Below are 22,258 nucleotides of genomic sequence, written 5' to 3'. Positions count from 1 at the left end.
GTGCCGTTCAGGCTACCCGAGCCGGTTTGTCGCCAACCTGCGGCCGCGCTGTGCCCCCGGGGGCTATCCGGTACGATGGCGCGGTCCCCAGTGTGACCAACAGGAGTGAGTGCCATGCCGACCGGCCGTGTGCGGTTCTTCGATGCCGACAAGGGCTTCGGGTTCATCGCCAAGGATGGCGGGAGCGACGAGGTGTACGTGCACGCCTCCGCGCTGCCCGCGGGGACACCGACCCTGAAGAAGGGCCAGCACGTCGAGTTCGGCGTCATCGAGGGCCGGCGAGGTGAGCAGGCCATCTCCCTGCGTCTCCTGGACGCGCCCGTGTCGCTGTCCAAGGCGCAGCGGAAGTCGCCGGAGACGATGGCGGTCATCGTCGAGGATCTGATCAAGATGCTCGACGCGATCGGCAACGGGTACCGCCACAACCGCCACCCTGATGCGAAGCACGCCGCCAAGACTGCCCAGGTGCTGCGCGCCGTGGCCGACGAACTGGAGTTGTGAGTGGCCACGAAGACCATCGAGGTGGACGCCGCCTGCGCGGCGGCCGTGGACCTGGCCCGCGCGGCCGCCGAGGCGCGCGCGGACGTCGCGGGGGTCGGTGAGCACCTGGCCGTCATCGGGGAGGGTTCCCGGGTCGCGACCCACTACTTCGCGGTCGAGCACCCCGGTTACACCGGCTGGCGCTGGGCCGTCACCGTCGCACGCGCAGCCCGCGCGAAGGTGGTGACCGTCAGCGAGGTCGTCATGCTGCCCGGCGACGGTGCGCTGCTCGCTCCGGCGTGGGTGCCGTGGTCGGACCGCATCCAGGCCGGCGACGTGACCCCCGGCGTCCTCATGCCCACCGCGGACGACGACCCGCGCGTCGAGGCCGGTTTCACCGGTGGCGACACCGCTCGGGACGCCGACCCCGCCGAGTGGGCCGCCACGCGGGTGGTCGTGGCCGAACTGGGGCTCGGGCGCGAACGCGTCCTCAGCCAGTACGGGCGTGACGAGGCCGCCGATCGATGGATCGACGGCGACGGCGGTCCCCACAACGCGATGACCAGGCAGGCGCCCGGGCTGTGCCAGGGCTGTGCGTACTTCATCCGGCTGTCGGGCTCGCTCGGCCGCTCGTTCGGCGTCTGCGCCAACGAGTTCTCGCCGCAGGACGCCCACGTCGTCTCGGTCGACCACGGCTGTGGTGCGCACTCCGACGTCGTCGAGCCCGAGCGGGGCGTGGACCTTCCGCGCCCGGTCTGGGACACGATCTCCATCGACGACCTGCTGTTCGACTGAGCACATCCGGACGGGGTGGGATGCCACCCCTGTCGACGCGAGACGGTGCGATCCATCGGTAGCGATGGGCCTTAGGCTTCGGCCATGTCTTCCAGCACCACGGCGCCCGCGCCTTCCGGGCTCGACCGCTACTTCGGCATCTCGCGCCGGGGGTCGAGCGTCGCCCAGGAGGTCCGCGGCGGCCTCGTCACCTTCTTCACGATGGCCTACATCATCGTGCTCAACCCGCTCATCATCGGCACCACGCCCGACATGAACGGCAACCTGATCAGCGGCCTGCCCGCGTCCGACCCGGCGAACGTCGGCCCGAGCATCGCGATGGTGGCGGCGGCCACGGCGCTGGTGGCCGGCCTGATGACGCTCCTCATGGGCGTGTACGCCCGCTACCCGCTCGCGCTCGCGGCAGGCCTGGGCCTGAACGCGATGCTCGCCTTCGTCGTCGCACCGCAGGTCACGTGGCCGCAGGCGATGGGCCTCATCGCGTGGGAGGGCCTGATCATCCTGGTCCTGGTGTTGACCGGCTTCCGTGAGGCCGTGTTCCGGGCCGTTCCCCGGGCCCTCCGCACCGGCATCGCGGTCGGCATCGGCCTGTTCATCGCGCTGGTCGGCCTCGTCAACGCCGGTGTCGTGCGCCCCGGCGCCGGCACGCCCCTCACCCTCGGCATCGACGGCACCCTGGCGGGCTGGCCGATCGCGATCTTCACCCTCGGGCTGGTGCTCCTCGTGGCGCTGTACATCCGGCGGGTGAAGGGCGCGATGCTCATCTCCATCGTCGGCATGACCGTGCTGGCCTTCATCGTCGAGGCCGTCGCGCCCGTCGGCGCGCGGACGGCCGAGAACGCCGCCGGCTGGTCGCTGACCGTGCCGGCCCTCACCGGCCAGGGCGTCGTCAGCCTTCCCGACCTCAGCCTGATCGGCCGCGTCGACATGCTGGGTGCCTTCCAGGTGAGCCCCCAGGTCACGCTCACGATGCTCATGACGGTCTTCGCCCTGCTGCTGGCCGACTTCTTCGACACCATGGGCACCATCGTCGCCGTGGGTGCCGAGGGTGGCCTGCTCGATGCGGACGGCAACCCCGAGCGCACGCGCGAGATCCTCGTCGTCGACTCCCTGGCCGCCATGGCCGGTGGCCTCGGCTCGGTCTCGTCCAACACCTCGTTCGTGGAGTCCGCCGCCGGCGTCGGTGAGGGTGCGCGCACGGGCCTGGCCTCGGTGGTGACCGGCGTCGCCTTCCTGGTCAGCCTCTTCGTCGCCCCGCTGGTGGCGCTGGTCCCCTCCGAGGCGGCCGCGACCGCCCTGGTGTTCGTGGGCTTCCTCATGCTCGGCCAGGTGATCCATGTCGACTGGACCGATCCGGAGGAGGGCTTCCCGGCTTTCATGACCATGGTCATGATGCCGTTCGCCTACTCGATCACCGCCGGGCTCGGTGCCGGCTTCATCTTCTGGGTCATCATCAAGGTGGCGCGGGGCAAGGCCCGCGAGATCCACCCGCTGCTCTGGGTGGTCGCCGTGGCCTTCGTCCTCTACTTCTCCCTGGGGAACCTCACGAGCCTGATCGGCTGATCAGGAGCGGTACCACGCAACGAGGTCGGGCGCAGGGCGTCCGGCCTCGTTCGCGTCCCGGGACCATCGTTCGAAGCCGGCCAGCCACGCGGCCACGTCGCGGGCGAGCGGGGCCTCCTGCTCGAGTGCGGCCACCGCCTGCCTCCACGCGGATGCCATGGCCACCGCCTGATGGCCCCGCACGTAGCCGTCCGCCATGCCGGGCAACAGCTTCACCGGGATCGCGACGTCGCCGGAGAAGAGCTGGCGCATCCCGAAGCGGCTCGGCAGGCCGGCGGCGGCGAGCGTGAAGTCGAGGTCGTCGATCGTCCTGTCGCCCGCTTCGAAGCGGTGGGTGCTCCAGGCGGTGTGGACGACGAACGCGTCCACGAGCGCCCAGGCCGCCTCGCGTCGGTCGGGAGGGACCTCCCGGCCCGCGGCGACGTCGGCCAGGTCGCGGCCGGTCGGGACGCCGGGACGGACGACGGGGGCGCCGACGGCCCGGCGCGAGAACGGGCCCAACTTGGACAGCAACCCACCACGCCGCGCGGTGGGCGCCGGATCGGGCGGCCAGGTCGCGAGCGCCACCGCCCGCAGCCGCGCGACGGCGGCGTCCGTGCCGGAGAAGGCATCGCGCAACTCGTCGATGCTGATCGCGTGGAGGCTGACGGTGCCCATGCCCACAGCCTAGGTCGACCGGGGGGCCGGAGCGGGGCGACAGCTAGACTGGCGCGGTGAGGCTGAGGGCGCAGAACCGCATCGTGACAGGGGCTTTGGTGCTCCTGCTGTTGCTCGTGGTGGTCGGAGCCCTGCTGTCCGCCGCACCCCCGGCGCGGGCCGAGGAGGCCTTCCGCCTCCAGGTCCGGACGCCGCCCGCGGGCATGACGACCGACCACGAGCGCTCCCGGTACTGGTTGCTGGACAAGGCGTCCGGACGCCTCGCGCTCACCGCCCTCGCCGAGGACGGCACGGTCCAGGGGCGCATGACCTCGCGGGACAGCCTCGTCGACGCGGCCGGCATCGCCTACGACGCCGGCGAGTTGTACGTCGCCGACATCGGGGGCCCACGGTCCGAGGTCACGGTGCTCCAGATTGTGGAGCCGTGGCCCGGCACCGACATCCTCAAGGCCGTGCCCTTCGTGCTGACCTACCCCGACGGCAAGCAGGAGGGCACCGCGATCCTGCTGGGTCGCGACGGGCGGCTCCACCTGGTCACCGGCGGGGAGACGCCCGGCATCTACGAGGCACCGATGGTCCCGTCCAGCAGGGCACCCAACCCGCTGACGCGCATCGCGGACGCCCCCGCCGGGGTCACCGACGGGACGGTCCTGTCCGATGGGCGCTGGGTGCTCCGGACGGACACAGCGGTGCTGACCCTGGACCCGCAGACCCACGCGGTGCTCGGCCAGACCGACATCGGTACCAAGGAGCAGGGCCAGGTGCTCACCCAGGCGCTCAGTGGCCCGGCGGTGCTCACGGCGGTCGGAGCCCAAGGCCTCGTGACGCGCACCGCAGTGCCGGGCCCGCAGCCGACCACCGCGCCCGCCCCGGCGCGCACCCGGGCCGCGGCTCCCCGCCCCGACACCGCGCGGGGTGACGCCGGAGCGTCCGCCCTCCAGCAGGCCGGGACGATGCTGGCCCTCGGCGCCGCCGCGGTCGTGGCGGTGCTGGTCGGGTTCGTGGTGCTGATCCGGCGCTAGGGTGGTCCCGTCGCGGCAGAAGGAGACGGCGTGAGTGACCTGATCGACACCACCGAGATGTACCTCCGGACCGTGTACGAACTCGAGGAGGAGGGCGTCCCGCCGTTGCGCGCGCGGATCGCCGAGCGGTTGGCGCAGAGCGGCCCGACGGTCAGTCAGACCGTCCAGCGCATGGAGCGGGACGGTCTGCTGCGGGTCCTCGACGACCGGACGATCGAACTCACCCCCGAGGGACGCGCCAAGGCCACCAGCGTGATGCGCAAGCACCGGCTCGCCGAGGTGCTCCTCACCGAGGTGATCGGCCTGCCACTGGAGCTCGTCCACGACGAGGCCTGCAAGTGGGAGCACGTGATCTCCGACGCCGTGGAGGACCGGATCGTCGCGATCCTCAACGCTCCCACCCGGTCGCCCTACGGCAACCCCATCCCCGACGCCGGGACGCTGGGTCCCCGGGCGAGTGACGCCGACGACGTCCACAGCCTCTCGGCGGTCCTCGGCCGCGAGCGGTCCACCACGGTGGTCGTGGAGCGGCTGACCGAGGTCATCCAGGCCGACCCGCCCCTGATCCAGCTGCTGCAGGGTGCCGGCGTGGTCCCCGGTGCGACCGTGACCGCCGAGCCGGCGGATGGCCGGCTGCTGCTCACGGCGTCCGGCCGGGCGACCACGGTCGACGTGGACGTGGCGCACCACCTGTTCGTCCGCCTCCCATGATGGATGCCGCCCTCCTGCGGCCGCTCCTGGCGGGCCACTGGTACGACGCGCTGTCCGCGGTCCTGGACGCCGAGGTCCGGCGCGGCGCGGGAACCCCGAACCTCATCCGTGCGCGCGACCTGGCCACGGCCGCCAAGCGCGTCCTCGACCTGGACGCCGAGGACTTCGGCGCGATCGCGGCCGCCTTCCCCCGGGCGGAGTGGCGCGACGGGCTGAACGGGGCGTGCTTCCCCGCCGAACCGCGCAGCCACGAGCGTGGGGCCCTGGGGTCCCTCGTGCCCCTGTACGAACTCATGCTGGAGGTCCTCGACCTCCGCGCCCTGCGCCACGAACCCCTGCAGGTCGTCGTCACGGCGCACCTGATCGGGGAGTACCTGCCCCAGCTGGCCTGGGAGTCGACGCTCGGACACGCCGGGGACCCGCTCCGGCTCGGCGAGTACGTCGGGGAGCGATGGGGAACCGGGGACCCGGCCTGTGCCCACTCGTCGGCGCTGCGGACGACGGCCCGCCGCGCCCTGCACGCGTGCTGGGGCGACGAGGCGGGCTACCGCTCCTACCTGGACCGCTTCCACAGCCGGCAGGGGGCCGCGCTGGCCGTGTGCGCGATGCACCACGGGGCCACCGACGCGGGGGAACGCCCCGACGTCGGCGAGACCTGCCCGAACCCGTGCTCCTGGGCGGCCCGGGGCTCACGCGAGCAGCAGCGCGACCTGGACGCCCGCGTCCGGCTCGCGCTCATCTACCAGGGCTCCCCGATCGTGGCGCTCCGCCACCATGCGCCCGTGGGCCACTTCTTCGGCGTGCCCAGCACGTCGGAGATCTCCGAGGCGTGGCTGGCCACCTGGCAGCGGCTCGTCGCGCCGTGGCCGGACGGCAGCAACCCGCTCACCCTCGGTGCCGCACCCGGGCGCCCCGACCCGTCCGAGGCCCTGCCGGGGATGGCCGCGCTGGTCTCGGCCGTGGCGGGGGCCAGCCTCGGCCCCGGACGCCTGCTGCGCGACATCGGGGCGACCATCGCCGTCCTCGAGGACGCCTGATCCGGCGGGCCCGGGAATGTCGGGCCGCGCCTTGTTGTTGAGTGAGAGCACCAACGAGAGGAACATGCCCCATGGCCACCATTGAGCTGACTGCCGACAACTTCGCCAGCACCATCGAGAACTCCGACACCCTCTTCATCGACTTCTGGGCCGCGTGGTGTGGCCCGTGCCGCATGTTCGCCCCGGTCTTCGAGGGCGCTGCCGAGAAGCACGAGGACGCCACCTTCGCGAAGCTGGACACCGAGGCGCAGCAGGAGATCGCCGCCGCGCTCGAGATCCAGTCGATCCCGACCCTGATGGCGTTCCGCGGTGGCGTCCTGGTCTACCGCGAGGCCGGTGCCATGAACGCCTCCGGCTTCAACCAGCTCGTCGAGGCCGTCAAGGCCCTCGACATCGACGAGGTCCGCCAGCAGGCCGCCGCCGCGCAGGCCGCCCACGAGGCTGGTCATGACCACGATCACGACCACGATCACGACCACCAGCACTGAGACGCGTGGAACTCCAGTTCGGCCTCGACACCTTCGGTGACGCCACGGTCGACGACGACGGGCAGCCGGTCTCACAGGCCCAGGTGATCCGTGACGTCGTCGCGCAGGGCGTCCTCGCCGACCAGCTGGGTGTCGACTACTTCGCCGTCGGCGAGCACCACCGGCCTGACTTCGCGGTCAGCGCGCCGGACACGGTGCTCGCCGGTCTGGCGACCGCCACGAAGGACATCCGCCTCGGCTCCGCCGTGGTCGTGCTCAGCTCGGACGACCCGATCCGCGTCTACGAGCGGTTCGCCACGATCGACGCCATGAGCGGCGGCCGCGCCGAACCCGTGCTGGGTCGCGGCTCGTTCATCGAGTCGTTCCCGCTCTACGGCTTCGACCTCGCCGACTACGAGAAGCTCTTCGAGGAGAAGCTCGAGGTGTTCTCCCTCCTGCGCGAGGAGGAGCCCGTCACTTGGTCGGGCACCTACCGGACGCCGATGGAGGCGGTCGACGTCTTCCCCAAGACCGAGGGCGGGCGCATGCGCTCGTGGGTGGCGGTCGGCGGTTCTCCGCAGTCCGTCGTCCGGGCTGCCCACTTCCGCTTCGGCCTCCAACTGGCGATCATCGGCGGCCCCGCCGAACGCTTCAAGCCGTTCGCGGACCTGTACCGCCGCGCGGTCGACGAGTTCGGCGTGACCACCGAGATGCCGATCGCGGTCCACAGCCCCGGGCACGTCGCCGAGACGGACGAGCTCGCCGCCGAGCAGCTCTACCCGCACTTCAAGGCCAACCGCGACCGCATCGGCCGCGAGCGTGGCTGGGGGTCGATGGGGCGCGACGAGTTCGTCAACGAGATCGAGCACGGCGCCCTGTACGTCGGGTCCCCGGAGACCGTGGCTGCCAAGATCGCCGCGACCGTCCGCGACCTGAAGGTCGACCAGTTCGACCTCAAGTACGCCAACGGTCCGATGCCGCACAGCCAGCTGATGCAATCCATCGAGCTCTACGCCACGCGCGTGGTCCCGCTGGTCAAGGAGATGCTCGCCTGATCGGCTGACTTCGTCAGTGGCGGACCAGGCCGCGCAGGGCGTCGAGCCCGACCGGCTCGACTGCCTGCGTCGCAACGACCGCGAGTCGGGGGGCGAGCTGGGTCGCCCGTTCCACTTGGGTCTGTTCGGCGTGGGCGCGACGGGCCAGCAGGGGCGAGGTGGGGGACGCCCCGAGCAGCGAGTCGTTCACCACGCAGGCCCACGGGCGGATGCCCGCGCGGGACAGGTCGTCCACGAGCGCCTCGGCCTCGAGCACGGGGGTGGGCTCGGGTGACGTGACGATGATGACCTGGGTGTGTGCCGGATCCTGCAGCCTCATGAGGGGCGTGGTGAGTCGTCCCCGCTGGTCGTCGTCGAGGTGGCGGATGATGTCGCGATGGTAGGAACCGGTGGCGTCCATCAGCAGCAGGGTGTGGCCGGTCGGCGCGGTGTCGATCACGACGAACTGCCTGCGTGCCTCGTTCACGGCCCTGCTGAACTGCTGGAAGACGGCCACCTCCTCGGTGCAGGGGCTCATCAGGTCCTCGTGCAGGGCGGCCCGGCCGGCATCGTCGAGGTGCCTGCCCTTGGTCGCCATGACACGGTCACGGTAGGTCTGGGTCGCCTCCCGGGGGTCGATGGCGTCGACGGTGAGGCCCGGAACGTCGCCGCACAGGGTCGACGTCAGGTGGGCTGCCGGGTCGGTCGTCGTGAGGTGGACCTTGTGTCCCCGCTCGGACAGGGCCAGCGCAATGGCTGCGGCGATCGTGGTCTTGCCGACCCCGCCCTTGCCCATGGTCATCACCGCCCCGTGGCCCCGGGACGCCAGCTCGTCGACGAGGGTGGCGAGGTTCGCGGCCGGTGACGGGACGGCAGCAGCGGCGGGCCCGACGTCCGGGGTGGGGGAGAAGAGGCTGTCGAGGGCGGCGAGGCCGACCATGTTGGCCGGCTTGAGGGCTATGTGGTCGACGGTCAGGTCGCTCAGCTCGGGCGGCAGCGCCGCCAGGGTGCGCTGCTCGCGCTCACGAATCGCGACGTGGAGGGGGTCGCCCTCGTCGGCAGGCAGGACTCCGTTGATCACGAGATGGGTGGCCCGAATGCCCAGGTCGGCCAGTTCGGTCTGCGTGCGAGCCACCTCGCGGACGGTTGACTGCTGAGCCCGTGCCACCAGCACCAGGCGGGAGATGGCGGGATCGGTCAGGGAGAGCACGGCGTCGCGGTACGTCGCGCGGTTCCTCTCCAAGCCGCTCATGGGACCCAGGCAGGAGGCGTCGCCGGTGCCCTGGTCGAGGAAGGTCGTCCAGTCGCCCGGCAGTTGCAGCAGCCGGAGCGTGTGGCCCGTGGGTGCCGTGTCGAAGACGACGTGGTCGTAGTCGGCGGTCTGTTCAGGGTCGGCCAGGAGGGCTGCGAACTCGTCGAACGATGCGATTTCGGTGGTGCACGACCCCGAGAGCTGCTCGGTCAGGGCCTCGATCTCGGCCAGGGGGAGTACCGAACGCACCGGGGCGATGATGCGCTCCCGATAGCCGGATGCCGCCTGCTCGGGGTCGATCTCGAGCGCGGCGAGGCCCGGCACGTGGGGGATCGGGGTGACCCGGTTGCCGACCGTCAGGCCGAACACCTGCCCGACATTGCTGGCCGGGTCGGTGCTCACGATGAGCACGTGACGCCCCGCCCTCGCGAGGGCGACCGCGCTGGCGCAGGCGATGCTGGTCTTGCCGACACCCCCCTTGCCGGTGAAGAACAGGTGCCGGGGCGGACTGGCGAGGAAGTGCACGGAACTCCTTGTCATGTGGATCAGCAGCGGCGCGCGGACTCGGTGAGGGGGTCCGCCTCGGTCAGCTTCTCGAGGTGGTGGCTGATCGCGGCCAGCCTGGATCGGGTCACGTCAGCGATCCCCATGCCCGCAGGCGTCCGGCGGCCACACCAGTACTGGCGGCCCCGGGAAGATTCGAACTTCCGACACATGGTTTAGGAAATCCTTCAGGCCCCCCGAACGACTAGCTTGCGACACCTAAAACCCCTAGCCATACGGTGATGGCCGAACATCACCAAACATGCGGTTTGACGGCTTTACCGACCATATACCGACCAAACTCGAGGGTGTTCGATTATCCCTCGGGGCCTGTGTGGGTCCCAGTCGGAGGCGTCGGTCGGGCCGACCCGCTTCCTTGTCCACAGTCCGGCTTTGAGAAGATCGCGAGCCTCGTTCAGAAGCAGTTACTGTGTGAACAGATCCCACCCCCGGGACTGTGCTTGGCGTTCGTTACTCCGACATCGCTGTCGGACGCCTCGCTCTTCTTGGAACTCAGGTGGATTCGCGTGTCCCTATACGGGGATTTGCGTGCTTGTGGAGTTCGAGGAGGCCTGCATGAACAACCGCACCAAGGCACTGGCCAGCGCCATCACTGCTGCGCTGTCCCTCGGGCTGGCCGGGTGCATCACCACCAGCTCGCCATCGCCGACCCCGACACCCGTGGTCTCGGAGTCCCTGACGCCGAGCCCGACCCCCACGTCCAGTCTCACGCTGTCGCCCGAGCAGGAGGCTGCGGCAGATGCGGTCGCCAAGTTCTACGAGGTGGTCAACCAAGTGGCAACCAACAATGAGGTAGACCTCAACAGCATCTACGAGGTAGCAGGTGGGGACGCAGCCCAGGCGTGGTTGCGAGACCTGCAGGCGATGAAGGTGGCTGGGCTGGTCCAGACAGGTGTCGCGGTACCAGAGGTCCGCGATGTCGAAGGGGACAACGAGCCCTACGTCGTCGCGACTTGTGTGGATACCACCCAAGCAGATGTCATTGACAAGCAGGGCAAGTCCGTGGTCGGAGAAGGCAATCCGACGCGGATCCTCTACCACTTCACGGTTGAGACGGTGGGGTCGGGGCTGCGCGTCACCAAGTCTGAAGCGGTGAGCACAGGATGCTGAGGGCCCGCGTCGCTGTTCTCGTTGCGGCCCTTTTGGCCCTCATCTATCCGCCTGCGGCTTCGGCGGCCCCGCCGCCTCCGTCCGCGGTCTCCTGCCCTGAGGGGGAGACCATGGTCGGCGGCTTCTGTGTGCTGGTCGTGGCCCTTCCGGGGGGTGATTCAGGCAGTCCCGGAGTCGCAGCCATCCCCGCCCCTCGACAGTGCTTCGACCGGGGTCGGGTGGTCGCGTGCTTCCACGAGGAGTATGGGTCGTGGAGTGCGGCTAATGGGTGCTACTTGTCGCCGGCGCCATTGCAGCCGGTTGCGGGGCATCCGGTGTGGGAGGCGCGGACGGACGGGGTGATCTACAACTGTGTTCATCCGTCGAATCCGGGGTTCGTCACGATGGTGTGGGGGCCGGCGTCGGAGATGGTGCAGCCGCGGGCTCTGGCGGAGCAGTTGCGGGCGTCGATGAGGTTCGATCCGGTGTCGATCGGGATCGTGCCGGAGCCGGGTCCGGACCGGTTGGGTCTGGTGGGTTTGCCGACGTGGATGTGGGCCTCGAACCCGGGGCCGACGACGTTGGGACCGCAGACGCGGAGCTTGTCTGCGGGGGGCGTGTCGGTGACGTTGAGCGCTGAGGTCGTCTCGACCCGTTGGGAGATGGGCGATGGCGGGGTGGTGACCTGCCGTGGTCCGGGCACCCCGTATGAGGACCGCTTCGGCGCGATCGATTCCCCCACGTGCGGCTACCGGTATTCGGAGCAGGGCACCTACACGGTGCGCGCGTTGACGAACTGGTCGGCGGTGTGGAGGTCGAACACCGGTGAACACGGCGTCTTCACCTGGCAGGTCGTGAGTTCGACCGTGATCAACATGGGCGAGGCCCAGGCACTCAATCAGTAGAAGGAACCGATGATGACCACCACCCCCACCCGGTCAACCACGAACAACCATCCCGCTCCCGTCCAGCCGCCCCCGTCTGACGGGGTCGTGACCCCACCGAAGCTGCGCCGTCGCCCCTTGGTGGGTGGCATCGCGGCTGCCCTGGTGTTGCTGGGCGGTCTGGGTGGTGTGTGGGCGTGGCAGTCGTCGACTTCAACGGTCGAGGTACTCGCCACCCGTGCCCCGGTCCAGAGGGGGGACAGCATTGGCGCGGACGCGCTGATGGTGGTGCGGGTGAACCCGGACCCCGCCCTGCAGCTGGTGCCAGCCGATCACTTCGACTCGGTGGTGGGGCAACGCGCGGCTACCGACTTGGTGGCGGGCGGCCTCCTGGCTGCGGGCCAGTACTCAGACGTGCTGCCGCCAGCGGAGGGCATGTCGGTGGTCGGAGTGTCGCCCGAGGTGGGGCTGATGCCGGCCGAACCGTTGCGGCCCGGGGATGAGGTCCGGATCGTGCAGACCCCGGGCGCCCAGGGCGATGTGGTGGCTGAGCCGGTGTCGTTGTCGGCGCAGGTGCTGGCGGTGCGGACCGTGGACACTCGCGTGGTCGTGGACGTGCTGGTGCCCTCGACCTTGGCACCTGAGGTCGCTGCCCGCGCGGCGACGGGCCGAGTCGCGATCGTGCTGGATGCCAGGGAGCGCTGAGGCATGGCGATCATCACGCTGGTGTCGGCGTCCGGGGCGCCGGGTGTGACCACGACGGCGTTGGCGCTGGCGGTGCGTTGGCCCCGCCCGGTGATGCTGGTGGAGGCCGACCCGCGGGGCGGCTCGAGCATCCTGGCGGGCTTCTTCAAGGGCACCATCGACCAGCCGGGATTGCTGCAGCTGGTTGTTGCTGAGCGGCAGGGCCAACTTGTTGCGGTGCTGCCGAGCCTGCTGCTGCCGATCGACGGCTCACAGGCCCACGTGTTGGCGGGCACCCGTTCGCACGACCAGGCGGTTGGCCTGGAGGGCTTGTGGGTGCCCCTGCTGGGGGTTCTGCGTGACTTGAGCGTCCGGACGGGTCAGGACGTGATCGTCGATGGCGGCCGGCTGGGGTGCGACGGCACTCCGATGCCGCTGTTGGTGGGGTCGGATGCCACCGTGCTGACGGTCGGCTCAAGCTTGCCGGCGGTGGCGGGCGCGCGGTCGTGGGCGGGGACGCTGCGGGAGCGGGCGAGCGGCGCGGTAGGTGCCTTGGTGGTCGGCGAGGGTCGACCGTATGCGGCCAAGGAGGTCGCCCGAGCGTTGGCGTTGCCACTGTTGGGCGCGGTCGAGTTCGCACCTGAGCACGCCGTTGTGTTCTCCGAGGGTGCGGCGCATCCGCCGGCGCGCGGGCTGGCGCGGTGGCGCCGCCGTTCGGCCGCTGACGCCTTCGCGCACTCGGGGTATGTGCGCAGCGTCGCCGCGGTGGGGGAAGCCCTCCGCGCTGTGAGTGGGACGGGTGCTGCGGTGACGGTCGAGGCTGGGGAGCGTGCATCATGAGCGAACGGATCAATGGGCACGACCTGACCCGCCTGCCGCTGTTCACCGGCGAGGTACCTCCCACGATGGCCGGCGAGCGGCCCGGGCGGGTGCGGGGCACCTTCCGGCTCACGGACCGCACCATCCCTACGGCCAGCCCTGACGGGATCTCGCCGACGCTGACTCCGAGCGTGGGGTTGGGGGCGGTTCCTGCCTCACAGCTCCCGGCGGGTGTGTGGCCGGTCGCGTCGGGTGAGGTGTTGGATTGGTCGCTGGTGGCGGCGTTCCGGGCGCAGGCCTCGGAGCAGTTGACGCGGGTGTTCGGGGAGGACCGGACCCATGTGTCACGGGAGTTGCAGGAGGAGCAGGGCCGGGCGATCGTGGTCGAGCTGCTGGACTCGGCCGCCGCTGACCTGGTGATGGCGGGAAAGCCGGCGTGGTCGCCGGGCTTGCAGGGGCGGCTCGCGCAGGCGGTGTTCGACGCGTTGTTCCGGTTGGGACGTTTGCAGCCGTTGGTCGAGGACGACCGGGTGGAGAACATCCTGATCGATGGCTGCGACCGGGTGTGGTTGGGCCTCACTGATGGCACGACGGTGCCGGGTCCGCCGGTGGCCGACTCTGACCAGGAGCTGATCGACTTCTTGTCGTTCTTGGCGTCGCGTTCGGAGGTGAATGCTCGTCCGTTCTCGGAGGCGCAGCCGTCGTTGCACCTGCGCCTGGATGGTGGCTACCGGCTGGCCGCGACGGCGTGGGTGACCCCGCGGCCTGCGGTGGTGATCCGCCGGCACCGGCTGATGCAGGTGCACCTGTCGGACCTGGTGGCCCGTGGTGCCTTGTCGGGGTTGGCCGCGTCGTTCTTGTCGGCTGCGGTGGCGGCACGGCAGTCGATCATCGTGGCGGGCATCCAGGGGGCGGGGAAGACCACGATGATGCGCGCCCTGGCTGCCGAGCTTCCCAAGGATGTTGTGATCGGCACGTTCGAGACTGAGTACGAGCTGCACCTGCATGAGTTCCCCGACCAGCATGATGTGGTGTTTGCGTGGGAGTCGCGCCCGGGTTCGGGGGAGCGGCACGCGGATGGGCGGATGTCGGGGGAGTACTCGATCATGGAGCAGCTCAACGACTCGTTCCGCTACGCGTTGGGTGTGCAGTTGGTTGGCGAGGTCCGCGGGCCGGAGGCGTGGCCGATGTTGAAGGCGATGGAGTCCGGCCCTGGGTCGATGTGTACCACGCACGCCACCGACGCCGAGGGCACGATCGGCAAGCTGGTGACCTGCGCGATGGAGGCCGGCTCGCACGTGACCAGCGACCTGGCGGTTCGCAAGCTCGCTCAGGTGGTCGACTTGATCGTCTACCTGCGCGTGGAGAGCATCACCCAACCGGACGGCTCGAGCCGCAAGGCCCGCTGGGTGTCGGAGATCGTGCACGTCACCCCGGGTGAGAGCGAGAAGGGCTACGCGCTCACCCACGTCTTCCGCGCAGCCCCGGGAACGCGCATCGCCATGCCGGGCACCCTGCCGGACACCTTGCGTGGCCTGGCCGGTCACGGGTTCGACCTGGCTGGCTTCTACGCCCAGGCGCAAGGGGGACGACCGTGATCCCCGTGGTGCCCGCCCTGTCGGGAGCCCTGCTGGTGGCAGGCCTGATGCTGGGTGTGTGGGCGATCGTCCCGCGCCCTGAACCGGTCGCGCGCCCCGCCCGGCATCCTGCCCGCAAGGGTCGCGTGCAGGTGTGGTGGCAGCAGCTGGGTCCACGGATGCGGTGGGTGTTCCTGGGGGCCGTGGTGGCCGGGGTGCTGGTGGGCGTGCTGACCGGGTTCGTGCTCGCAGCCGTTGTGTTGCCGCTGGCGGTGGCTGGCATCCCGTACTTGGCGGCGACCTCGCCAGAGACCCGTCGGATCGCCCGGTTGGAGGCGATCGCGGAGTGGACGCGCAGCCTGGGTGGGGTGTTGTCGGTCGGCGTGGGCTTGGAGCAGGCGCTGATCGCGACCCTGCGCTCGACCCCGGAGGCGATCCGCCCCGAGGTGGCCCGGCTGGTGGCCCGCTTGCAGGCCCGCTGGCGGACCGAGCCGGCGTTGCGGGCGTTCGCCGACGATCTGGATGACGCGACCGGTGACATGGTGGCCGGCGCCCTGATCCTGAGCGCCCGCCGGCGCGGCGCCGGACTGGCTGCCGTGCTGTCGGGTCTGGCCGAGACTGTTGCCGAGGACGTGACCGCCCGCCGCAAGGTGGAGGCCGACCGGGCCAAGCCCCGTCAGACGGCACGCATCGTGACCGGGATCTCGGTGGTCGCCTTGGGCGGACTGGCCTTGTCGGGCACGTTCATGGCCCCCTACGCCACCCCGCTGGGACAGGTTGTCCTCGCGGTCCTGCTCGCCGCCTACGCCGCCACGCTGGTGTGGATGCGCCGGATGACCCAGGGCACCCCGCTGCCCAGGTTCCTCGTCCGGTCCACCCAAGCCGAAACGGGAGCGGGGGCATGATGCCGACCAGTCTGCAGATCCTGATCCTATCTGGACTCCTCGTCGGTGCCGGCGTCGCCCTGCTCGCCGCCCGGCTGGTGCCGGCCCAACCCGACCTGGTCAACGCCCTGGACCGGCTCGCACCCTCTTCCCGAGTTCGACGCGCCCTCGACACCGACCCGACACCCACCGACCTGTCCGGACGGATCGGGGCGCGGGCCATGCGGCTGCTGCCGGCCGGCGTGTGGGGTCCGGTCCCGCTGCGGGAGCTGCGCCTGTTGCGCCGTCCGGTGGCGGTGTTCTACGGCCAGAAGGTCCTGTATGCGCTGGCCGCCTTGGCGATCGTGCCCGTGCTCGGCTGGCTGGTGTCGTTGTCCCTGCCCGTCCCTTGGCCGATCACGGCAGCGGCCGGCCTGGTGGGAGCGATCGTGATGTGGTTCGCCCCCAACTACGACGTGCGTGTCGAGGCGAAGGCGGCCCGGGCCGACTTCACCCGCTCCCTGGGGTCCTACGTCGACCTGGTCGCCTTGGAACGCAACGGTGGCGCGGGCGCCCGCCAAGCCCTGGAGAACGCAGCCCAGATCGGGGACTCGTGGGTCTTCCAACGCCTGCGCGAGGAACTGGGCCGCTCCCGCTGGTCGGGCCAAGCCCCCTGGGACGCGCTCGCCAGCCTCGCCGACGAACTCGGCCTCCCAGACCTGGCCGATTTGGCCGACATCATGCGCCTCTCCGGGGAGGAGGGCGCCCAGGTGTACGCCACCCTCCGCGCCCGCTCGACCGCCCTGCGCTCAACGCTGCTCGCGATCGAGACCACCAAGGCCAACGAGGCCAACGAGCGCATCGCCATCCCGGGAAACCTGCTCGCGATGATCTTCATCGCCATCATGCTCGGCCCGGCCATCTTCCGGCTCTTCTTCCCCACCTGAGACCTTTCACCACCCTCAACCCCCACCGAAAGGAACCCTGATGAACACCCTCACCACCGCCCTGTTCACCCGCTTGCTGATCGTGCGAGCCACCGTGGACGGCTGGCTCACCGACCGCCCCCAGCGCGGGGAACGAGGCTCGGCCAGCACCGACTTCGCCCTCTGGGCGGCCGCGGTCGTCGCGATCGCCGCCATCGTGATCTTCGCGATCACCGCCTTCGTCCAGACCCAGGTGGCCAAGCTCCAGTGACCAGCCGTCGACGCCGCGACGAGCGCGGGTCAGCCACGATCGACATGGCGATCTGGCTGCCCGTGCTCTTCGGCGTGGTCTTCCTCACCATGCAGGCTGGTCTCTACCACTACGGACGATCCGCCGCCCTCGCGATCGCCACCGCCGGCGCACGCGCCGGAGCCGTCGAACACGGCACCAACACCACCTGCCAACAAGCCGCCCACGCCCTCCTGGCGAAGGCGGGCGACGCCCTCGCCGGCGTGGCCATCGCCTGCGACCGCGGCCCCACCACCGTGACGGTCACCGTCACCGGCACCACCTTGTCCGTCATCCCTCTGGTCGTCCCGGCCACCACCCAGACCGTCACCCTCCCGGTGGAAAGGCTCACCCGATGAACCGGAGCAAGGGGGAACGCGGCAGCGCCAGCATCGAGGTCGCCATGGGCGTCCCCGCCATCGCGCTGTTCCTCGCCCTGGTCATCCTCGGCGGCCGAATCGCCCTCGCGCAGCAAGCCGTCCAAGCCGCAGCAGCCGATGCGGCCCGCACCGCGTCGCTCGCCCGCACCCAAGCCGACGCGCGCAGCCAAGCCCACCACGCCGCCAACCGGGTGCTGGCCAACCAAGGCGTCCACTGCACACCCGCCACCATCACCATCGACACCAGCCAATTCACCCGCCCACCCGGCACCCCAGCGGTCGTGACCGCGAGCATCACCTGCCGCCTCACCGCCACCGACCTCGGCCTCCCCGGCCCCACGTCCTTCACCGTGACCGCCCACCAGACCAGCAGCATCGACACCTACCGAGGACGCTGAACATGAACCCCCAACACCCCCGCCGCAGCGACGAGCGAGGCTCAGCCACCATCTGGATGGCCCTCACCGTCGTGGCGTTCATGCTCATCGTCGGGCTCGCAGTCGACCTCGGCGGACGCCTCCACGCCGTCCAAGCCGTCAACGACATCGCCGCCGAAGCCGCCCGCACCGGCGCCCAACACCCCACCACCGGCCAAACCATGCGCGGCCAAACCCCTACCCTCGACCCAGCCCAAGCAACCACGGCCGCCCTCGCGCACATCCACGCCACCGGCCACACCGGCACCGCCACCGTCCAAGCCGGAACCCTGCACGTCAGCGTCACCGGCACCTATGCACCGGTCTTCCTCACCAGCATCGGCATCGGCCCCCTGACCGTGACCGGCACCGGCCAAGCCCGACTCGTCCGCGCCCAGAACGGAACCGAACGATGAACCGCCTCAAGGGACTCGCCGCCACCCTCGGGATCGCCGCACTCGTGGCCGGACTCCCCGCCGCCCTCCTCGCCGTCGGAATCCCCGCCCTGTTCACCCGCCACGCCAACCCCCTCGAGGCACTCCTGCGGCCCGACGACGGCACCCTGTTCCTTGCCGTGCTGTGGATCCTCGGCTGGCTCGTCTGGGCCTACCTCACCCTCACCGTCGCCCTCGAGACCATCGCCGCCATCGGCCACACCCAGCCACGCCGGCTCCCCGCCCTGCCACACGCGTGGGCCCACCAGCTCGTCACCACAGCAGCCCTGCTGTTCGTGGCCACCAGCAGCCTCACCCCCAGCCCAGCCCACGCAGCCCCCACACCCATCACCACCGCAGCAGACCCCGTCCCAGCACAGGACTCGGCTCCGGTCGAACAGGCTGCCCAGCCGGTGACGACCACCGCGTATGTCGTGCAACCCGGAGACACGCTGTGGCGCATCGCGCAACACCACCTCGGGGCAGGGGAGCGCTACCCCGAGATCGTCGCCCTCAACGAACACCTGCTCGGCGGCAAACCCGACTTCCTCCGCGTCGGCTGGACCCTCACCCTGCCCGCCAGCCAACCCCGGAACTCCAGTGAGGTAGTGGTCATCCAGCCGGGGGACACCCTCACCAAGATCGCCGCACGCCACCTCGACGACCCCACCCGCTGGCCCGAGATCTACCAAGCCTCCACCCACATCAGCCAACCCGACGGACGCCACCTCACCGACCCCGACCACATCGACATCGGCTGGACCCTCCACCTCCCCACCAACGCCCCCGACACGGCGACGACCGAACCCACCCCGGAGGCCCAGCACTCCAGCACCACCCCCACCCAGCCTGCCCACACCATCCGGCCGAGTGTGCCCACGCAGGAAGCGACCCGAGCCCCGGCCGTTGAAGCAGACGCGGCCAGCGACACGACCGAGGCGCCCGAGCCGGCCGGAGACGAGGCGGAAGTGGATGACGCGGTGCCGGTGGCATCCTGGGTGGTCGCCGGACTCGCCGGCGGCGGACTATTGTGCGGGTCCCTGGCCCTCGGCCTGGGCAAGCGTCGGGCCATCCAGGCCCAACACCGCCGGCCCGGACGCACCATCCAGCCCACCCCGGCAGCGATCGCCCCCATCGAGAAGACGATCACCACCCGCCCCCAAGCCCGCCTCGACGTCGAAGACCTCGACGCCCTGCTGTGGTGGACCGCCCACGAACTGGCCCGCACCGGACAGACCGTCCCCACCCTGATCGCCGTCTCAGTCTCGGCCACCCACGTCGAACTCCACCTGACTGCGTCCCAGCCCGCGCCCAGCCCTTGGCAAGCCACCCCCGACGAACTCCGCTGGCAGCTGGACCGCAACCAGCAACCCCTCGTCGGCCCCGACCGACCCGGCGCTCCCGCCTGGCCCCAACTCACCACCATCGGCATCAGCGACGACGGCACCACCTGGCTGCTCAACCTCGAGGCAGCAGGCGTCCTCACCCTCACCGGGGACCCCACCAACACCAACGACCTGCTGCGCCACGTCATCGCCGAACTCGCCCTCAACCCCTGGGCCAGAGACGTCCGCATCGACTGCCTCAACACCTGCCCAGAACTCGTCGACCTCGACCCCAGCAAGATCCGACACCACACCACCGACACGGTCCTCAACCGCATCGCAGATGCAGGCGCCAACACCAGCAGCGAACTGGCCGACACTCCCGCGCCCACACTGGCCGACGCACGAGCCAGCAACGCCGGCTACGACCTGTGGCCCAGCCGCGCCCTCATCATCGGCCCCACACCCTCCACGGCCGACGTCGAAGAACTCGCCAGCCAGATCCTTACCGACCCCAAGCGGCGGACCGGCACCAGCCTCCTCCTGACCCACCCCACCGACAAGGAGGCCGGCTTGGAACTCCAACTCACCAACAGCGGACGCCTCCACGTGCCCGACCTCGGATGGGACCTCATCGCCGTCGGACTCACCAGCGACGAAGCCGAAGGCTGCGCCGCACTCCTCGCCACAGCCGACAACCTCGACGACACCCCCATCCCCGTAGAGACCGCACACGCCGACGCATCCGGAAACCTCATCACCACCGAACCCAGGAACCCAGCCGAGGCCAACCCCGGCTCGCTCCTGCCCGAAGCAGACGACGTCTACACCGCCCTCGGCGCCACCACCAGCGAAGACCTCAACGCCCTCGCCCCACCCGTGGCCCACCCGGTCATGGAGCAGATCAGCGAAGCCGACCCCAACCTCGACAACGATCTGGCCGAATGGCGAGCCGGCCACGGGGCGCGCCCCCGCCTTTCAGTGCTGGGTCCCATCCACGCCCGCGTAGGCACCGGCGGGAACCCACTGGCTGCCGCCAAGCGCAGGGCCTACTACACAGAACTCCTGGCCTACCTGTGGACCCAACCCCACGGCGCCACCACCGCCCAGGTCACCGAAGCCTTCGGCATCGCCGAGGAACGCGCACGCCGCGACCTCAGCAAGCTCCGTGAATGGCTCGGGACCAACCCCAACAGCGGCCAACCTCACCTCCCCACAGCCCGCAAGAGCCGCACCGGCCAACTCCTCGGCGTCGGCGTCTACGAGGTCAACGACCTCCTCGTCGACGCGGACCTCTTCAAACGCCTCCGCACTCGCGCACTCGCCCGCGGAGAAGCAGGAATCACCGACCTCGAAGCAGCCCTCAGCCTCATCGAGGGAATCCCGTTCACCGACGTCCGGCGCACCGGAGGAGCCTGGCTGGTCAGCACCGGCCTGCCCCAACACCTCACCTGCGCCATCGTCGACACCGCCCACCTCGTCAGCGTTCACGCCCTCGCCCACAACGACACCAACCTCGCCCAATGGGCCGCTGACATCGCCAACCGTGCCGCACCCGACGAACTCATCCCCCAACTCGACCTCGCCGCCACCGCCCAAGCCATGGGCCAACCGGCCGCAGCCCTCCGGCTCGTCCAAGAAGCGCTCGACCCCGACCCCGACGAAGCCCCCATCGAACCCAGCCACCGAACCAGCCAAGTCCTCACCAACCGCCGCTGGAAGGGACTGTCGGAGTAACGGTGTGTGGGGGTCCGGCCTGATCCGAAAGGAGATGGCCGTGACTGACACGACCGAGATGACCGAGATGATCGACCCCGTGACGGGAGAGATCATCGATCAGAAGCAGCTCGCCGAGCAGCTGCTCGCCCAGGCCAAGGCTCAGGGAATGTCCCTGGTCGGCCCGGGCGGGTTGTTGTCGGGGCTGACCAAGCAGGTCCTGGAGACCGCGCTGGAGGCGGAACTGACCGAGCACCTGGGCCACGAGCACGGCGCAGCGCCGCTGGGCACGAACATGCGCAACGGCACCCGGTCGAAGACGGTGTTGACCGAGATCGGGCCGGTCGAGATCGAGGTGCCCAGGGACCGGGACGGCTCGTTCACGCCGGTGATCGTGCCGAAGCGGAAACGGCGCCTGGACGGGATCGACCAGATCGTGTTGTCGCTGTCGGCCCGCGGCCTGACGACCGGTGAGATCGCCGCCCATTTCGAGGAGGTGTATGGGGCGAAGGTGTCCAAGGACACCATCAGCCGGATCACCGAGAAGGTCGCCGGCGAGCTCGCTGAATGGTCCAGCCGGCCACTGGACCCGCTCTATCCGGTGATCTTCGTCGACGCGATCGTGGTCAAGGTCCGCGACGGCCAGGTCCGCAACACCCCGTTCTACGTGGTGATGGGCGTCACCACCAACGGCGAACGAGACATCCTGGGGATCTGGGCCGGCGACGGCGCCGAGGGCGCCAGGTTCTGGCTGCAGGTGTTCTCCGAGCTGAAGAACCGCGGCGTCGACGACGTGCTGATCGCCGTGTGCGACGGGCTGAAGGGACTGCCGGAGGCGATCACCACCACCTGGGACCGCACCGTCGTCCAGCAGTGCATCGTCCACCTCATCAGAAACTCGTTCCGCTATGCCGGCCGGCAACACCGCGACGCCATCGTCAAGGCCCTCAAGCCGGTGTACACCGCCCCGTCGGAGGCCGCGGCCAGGGATCGGTTCGCCGAGTTCGCCCACGATTGGGGCGGGCGCTATCCGGCGATCGTCAGGTTGTGGGAGAACGCGTGGGCCGAGTTCGTGCCGTTTCTGGAGTACGACGTGGAGATCCGACGCGTGATCTGTACGACGAACGCGATCGAGAGCATCAACGCCCGTTACCGCCGGGCGGTGAACGCCCGCGGCCACTTCCCCAACGAGGCCGCCGCGATGAAGTGCCTGTACCTGACCACCCGATCGCTTGACCCCACCGGCCACGGAAAGGCACGCTGGGTCGTCAGGT

23 protein-coding genes are annotated in these 22,258 nt (G+C 70.2%); 21 read left to right on the top strand and 2 right to left on the bottom strand.

What is annotated here, in order from left to right:
- The first annotated feature begins 114 nt into the window (after positions 1-114).
- The 3 genes from AC5YDA_RS10380 to AC5YDA_RS10370 all read left to right on the top strand — a co-directional run bounded on the left by AC5YDA_RS10380 (position 115) and on the right by AC5YDA_RS10370 (position 2,838).
- Entirely contained in the window at positions 115-501 is a 387-nt protein-coding gene (locus AC5YDA_RS10380) for a cold-shock protein (protein WP_496188451.1), read from the top strand.
- A complete protein-coding gene (locus AC5YDA_RS10375) occupies positions 502-1,275 on the top strand; it encodes a DUF3027 domain-containing protein (protein ID WP_496188452.1) in 774 nt (257 codons plus the stop codon).
- Positions 1,276-1,359: 84 nt separating this feature from the next.
- On the top strand, positions 1,360-2,838 hold the full coding sequence (locus AC5YDA_RS10370) for an NCS2 family permease (protein ID WP_496188453.1): 1,479 nt from the start codon (positions 1,360-1,362) through the stop codon (positions 2,836-2,838).
- Here AC5YDA_RS10370 and AC5YDA_RS10365 read toward each other — a convergent pair whose 3' ends face one another.
- Positions 2,839-3,495: a hypothetical protein gene (locus AC5YDA_RS10365; RefSeq protein ID WP_496188454.1), complete on the bottom strand. Its 657-nt coding sequence runs from the start codon at positions 3,493-3,495 to the stop codon at positions 2,839-2,841.
- 56 nt (positions 3,496-3,551) lie between these two features.
- On the opposite strand from AC5YDA_RS10365, the gene AC5YDA_RS10360 reads away from it, so the two are divergent.
- From AC5YDA_RS10360 to AC5YDA_RS10340, 5 genes are all read left to right on the top strand, one after another.
- A complete protein-coding gene (locus tag AC5YDA_RS10360) occupies positions 3,552-4,517 on the top strand; it encodes a hypothetical protein (protein WP_496188455.1) in 966 nt (321 codons plus the stop codon).
- Between the two features lie 30 nt (positions 4,518-4,547).
- Positions 4,548-5,228 (top strand): metal-dependent transcriptional regulator, encoded by a 681-nt coding sequence (locus AC5YDA_RS10355; RefSeq protein ID WP_496188456.1) that lies wholly within the window; start codon positions 4,548-4,550, stop codon positions 5,226-5,228.
- Positions 5,228-6,265, top strand: a complete 1,038-nt coding sequence (locus tag AC5YDA_RS10350; protein ID WP_496192958.1) for a hypothetical protein — start codon at positions 5,228-5,230, stop codon at positions 6,263-6,265. The genes AC5YDA_RS10355 and AC5YDA_RS10350 overlap by 1 nt, the downstream gene beginning before the upstream one ends.
- A 71-nt stretch (positions 6,266-6,336) precedes the next feature.
- Positions 6,337-6,753 carry a thioredoxin gene (gene trxA / locus AC5YDA_RS10345; RefSeq protein ID WP_496188458.1) on the top strand — a complete coding sequence of 139 codons (417 nt, stop codon included), beginning with the start codon at positions 6,337-6,339 and terminating at the stop codon, positions 6,751-6,753.
- A 5-nt stretch (positions 6,754-6,758) separates the two neighbouring features.
- Entirely contained in the window at positions 6,759-7,787 is a 1,029-nt protein-coding gene (locus tag AC5YDA_RS10340; RefSeq protein ID WP_496188459.1) for an LLM class flavin-dependent oxidoreductase, read from the top strand.
- Between the two features lie 13 nt (positions 7,788-7,800).
- On the opposite strand, the gene arsA is transcribed toward AC5YDA_RS10340, so the two are convergent.
- On the bottom strand, positions 7,801-9,543 hold the full coding sequence (gene arsA / locus AC5YDA_RS10335) for an arsenical pump-driving ATPase (protein WP_496188460.1): 1,743 nt from the start codon (positions 9,541-9,543) through the stop codon (positions 7,801-7,803).
- A 594-nt stretch (positions 9,544-10,137) separates the two neighbouring features.
- Here arsA and AC5YDA_RS10330 point away from each other — a divergent pair.
- From AC5YDA_RS10330 to AC5YDA_RS10270, 13 genes are all read left to right on the top strand, one after another.
- Positions 10,138-10,692: a hypothetical protein gene (locus AC5YDA_RS10330; RefSeq protein ID WP_496192957.1), complete on the top strand. Its 555-nt coding sequence runs from the start codon at positions 10,138-10,140 to the stop codon at positions 10,690-10,692.
- 602 nt (positions 10,693-11,294) lie between these two features.
- Positions 11,295-11,576, top strand: a complete 282-nt coding sequence (locus AC5YDA_RS10325) for a hypothetical protein (RefSeq protein WP_496192956.1) — start codon at positions 11,295-11,297, stop codon at positions 11,574-11,576.
- A gap of 12 nt (positions 11,577-11,588) precedes the next feature.
- Positions 11,589-12,260, top strand: coding sequence for an SAF domain-containing protein (locus AC5YDA_RS10320; RefSeq protein ID WP_496192955.1), 672 nt, complete (start codon positions 11,589-11,591; stop codon positions 12,258-12,260).
- Between the two features lie 3 nt (positions 12,261-12,263).
- A complete protein-coding gene (locus AC5YDA_RS10315; protein ID WP_496192954.1) occupies positions 12,264-13,079 on the top strand; it encodes a CpaE/TadZ family protein in 816 nt (271 codons plus the stop codon).
- Complete coding sequence (locus AC5YDA_RS10310) at positions 13,076-14,656, top strand: TadA family conjugal transfer-associated ATPase (RefSeq protein ID WP_496192953.1); 1,581 nt, start codon at positions 13,076-13,078, stop codon at positions 14,654-14,656. The genes AC5YDA_RS10315 and AC5YDA_RS10310 overlap by 4 nt, the downstream gene beginning before the upstream one ends.
- Positions 14,653-15,540: a type II secretion system F family protein gene (locus tag AC5YDA_RS10305; RefSeq protein WP_496192952.1), complete on the top strand. Its 888-nt coding sequence runs from the start codon at positions 14,653-14,655 to the stop codon at positions 15,538-15,540. Before AC5YDA_RS10310 ends, AC5YDA_RS10305 begins: the two co-directional genes overlap by 4 nt.
- Positions 15,537-16,445, top strand: a complete 909-nt coding sequence (locus AC5YDA_RS10300) for a type II secretion system F family protein (RefSeq protein ID WP_496192951.1) — start codon at positions 15,537-15,539, stop codon at positions 16,443-16,445. The genes AC5YDA_RS10305 and AC5YDA_RS10300 overlap by 4 nt, the downstream gene beginning before the upstream one ends.
- A 40-nt stretch (positions 16,446-16,485) precedes the next feature.
- A complete protein-coding gene (locus AC5YDA_RS10295) occupies positions 16,486-16,695 on the top strand; it encodes a hypothetical protein (protein WP_496192950.1) in 210 nt (69 codons plus the stop codon).
- A complete protein-coding gene (locus AC5YDA_RS10290; protein ID WP_496192949.1) occupies positions 16,692-17,072 on the top strand; it encodes a TadE/TadG family type IV pilus assembly protein in 381 nt (126 codons plus the stop codon). The genes AC5YDA_RS10295 and AC5YDA_RS10290 overlap by 4 nt, the downstream gene beginning before the upstream one ends.
- Positions 17,069-17,491 carry a TadE/TadG family type IV pilus assembly protein gene (locus AC5YDA_RS10285; protein WP_496192948.1) on the top strand — a complete coding sequence of 141 codons (423 nt, stop codon included), beginning with the start codon at positions 17,069-17,071 and terminating at the stop codon, positions 17,489-17,491. The genes AC5YDA_RS10290 and AC5YDA_RS10285 overlap by 4 nt, the downstream gene beginning before the upstream one ends.
- A gap of 2 nt (positions 17,492-17,493) precedes the next feature.
- A complete protein-coding gene (locus AC5YDA_RS10280) occupies positions 17,494-17,925 on the top strand; it encodes a TadE/TadG family type IV pilus assembly protein (RefSeq protein WP_496192947.1) in 432 nt (143 codons plus the stop codon).
- Positions 17,922-21,005, top strand: a complete 3,084-nt coding sequence (locus tag AC5YDA_RS10275; RefSeq protein WP_496192946.1) for a LysM peptidoglycan-binding domain-containing protein — start codon at positions 17,922-17,924, stop codon at positions 21,003-21,005. Before AC5YDA_RS10280 ends, AC5YDA_RS10275 begins: the two co-directional genes overlap by 4 nt.
- A gap of 58 nt (positions 21,006-21,063) precedes the next feature.
- On the top strand, positions 21,064-22,258 hold a 1,195-nt coding region (locus AC5YDA_RS10270), incomplete at its 3' end, for an IS256 family transposase (protein ID WP_496193017.1).

The sequence above is a fragment of the Propioniciclava sp. LT294 genome, assembly GCF_059516005.1.
Note: the sequence above shows the minus strand (reverse complement) of the source record. Positions and strands in the feature narration are given on the sequence as shown.

Excerpts from the sequence above, each read along its gene's own strand:
- AC5YDA_RS10380 (WP_496188451.1), top strand. The coding sequence starts at position 115 with ATGCCGACCGGCCGTGTGCGGTTCTTCGATGCCGACAAGGGCTTCGGG.
- AC5YDA_RS10370 (WP_496188453.1), top strand. The coding sequence starts at position 1,360 with ATGTCTTCCAGCACCACGGCGCCCGCGCCTTCCGGGCTCGACCGCTAC.
- AC5YDA_RS10365 (WP_496188454.1), bottom strand. The coding sequence starts at position 3,495 with ATGGGCACCGTCAGCCTCCACGCGATCAGCATCGACGAGTTGCGCGAT.
- AC5YDA_RS10350 (WP_496192958.1), top strand. The coding sequence starts at position 5,228 with ATGGATGCCGCCCTCCTGCGGCCGCTCCTGGCGGGCCACTGGTACGAC.
- trxA (WP_496188458.1), top strand. The coding sequence starts at position 6,337 with ATGGCCACCATTGAGCTGACTGCCGACAACTTCGCCAGCACCATCGAG.
- AC5YDA_RS10330 (WP_496192957.1), top strand. The coding sequence starts at position 10,138 with ATGAACAACCGCACCAAGGCACTGGCCAGCGCCATCACTGCTGCGCTG.
- AC5YDA_RS10320 (WP_496192955.1), top strand. The coding sequence starts at position 11,589 with ATGACCACCACCCCCACCCGGTCAACCACGAACAACCATCCCGCTCCC.
- AC5YDA_RS10315 (WP_496192954.1), top strand. The coding sequence starts at position 12,264 with ATGGCGATCATCACGCTGGTGTCGGCGTCCGGGGCGCCGGGTGTGACC.
- AC5YDA_RS10310 (WP_496192953.1), top strand. The coding sequence starts at position 13,076 with ATGAGCGAACGGATCAATGGGCACGACCTGACCCGCCTGCCGCTGTTC.
- AC5YDA_RS10300 (WP_496192951.1), top strand. The coding sequence starts at position 15,537 with ATGATGCCGACCAGTCTGCAGATCCTGATCCTATCTGGACTCCTCGTC.
- AC5YDA_RS10295 (WP_496192950.1), top strand. The coding sequence starts at position 16,486 with ATGAACACCCTCACCACCGCCCTGTTCACCCGCTTGCTGATCGTGCGA.
- AC5YDA_RS10285 (WP_496192948.1), top strand. The coding sequence starts at position 17,069 with ATGAACCGGAGCAAGGGGGAACGCGGCAGCGCCAGCATCGAGGTCGCC.
- AC5YDA_RS10280 (WP_496192947.1), top strand. The coding sequence starts at position 17,494 with ATGAACCCCCAACACCCCCGCCGCAGCGACGAGCGAGGCTCAGCCACC.
- AC5YDA_RS10275 (WP_496192946.1), top strand. The coding sequence starts at position 17,922 with ATGAACCGCCTCAAGGGACTCGCCGCCACCCTCGGGATCGCCGCACTC.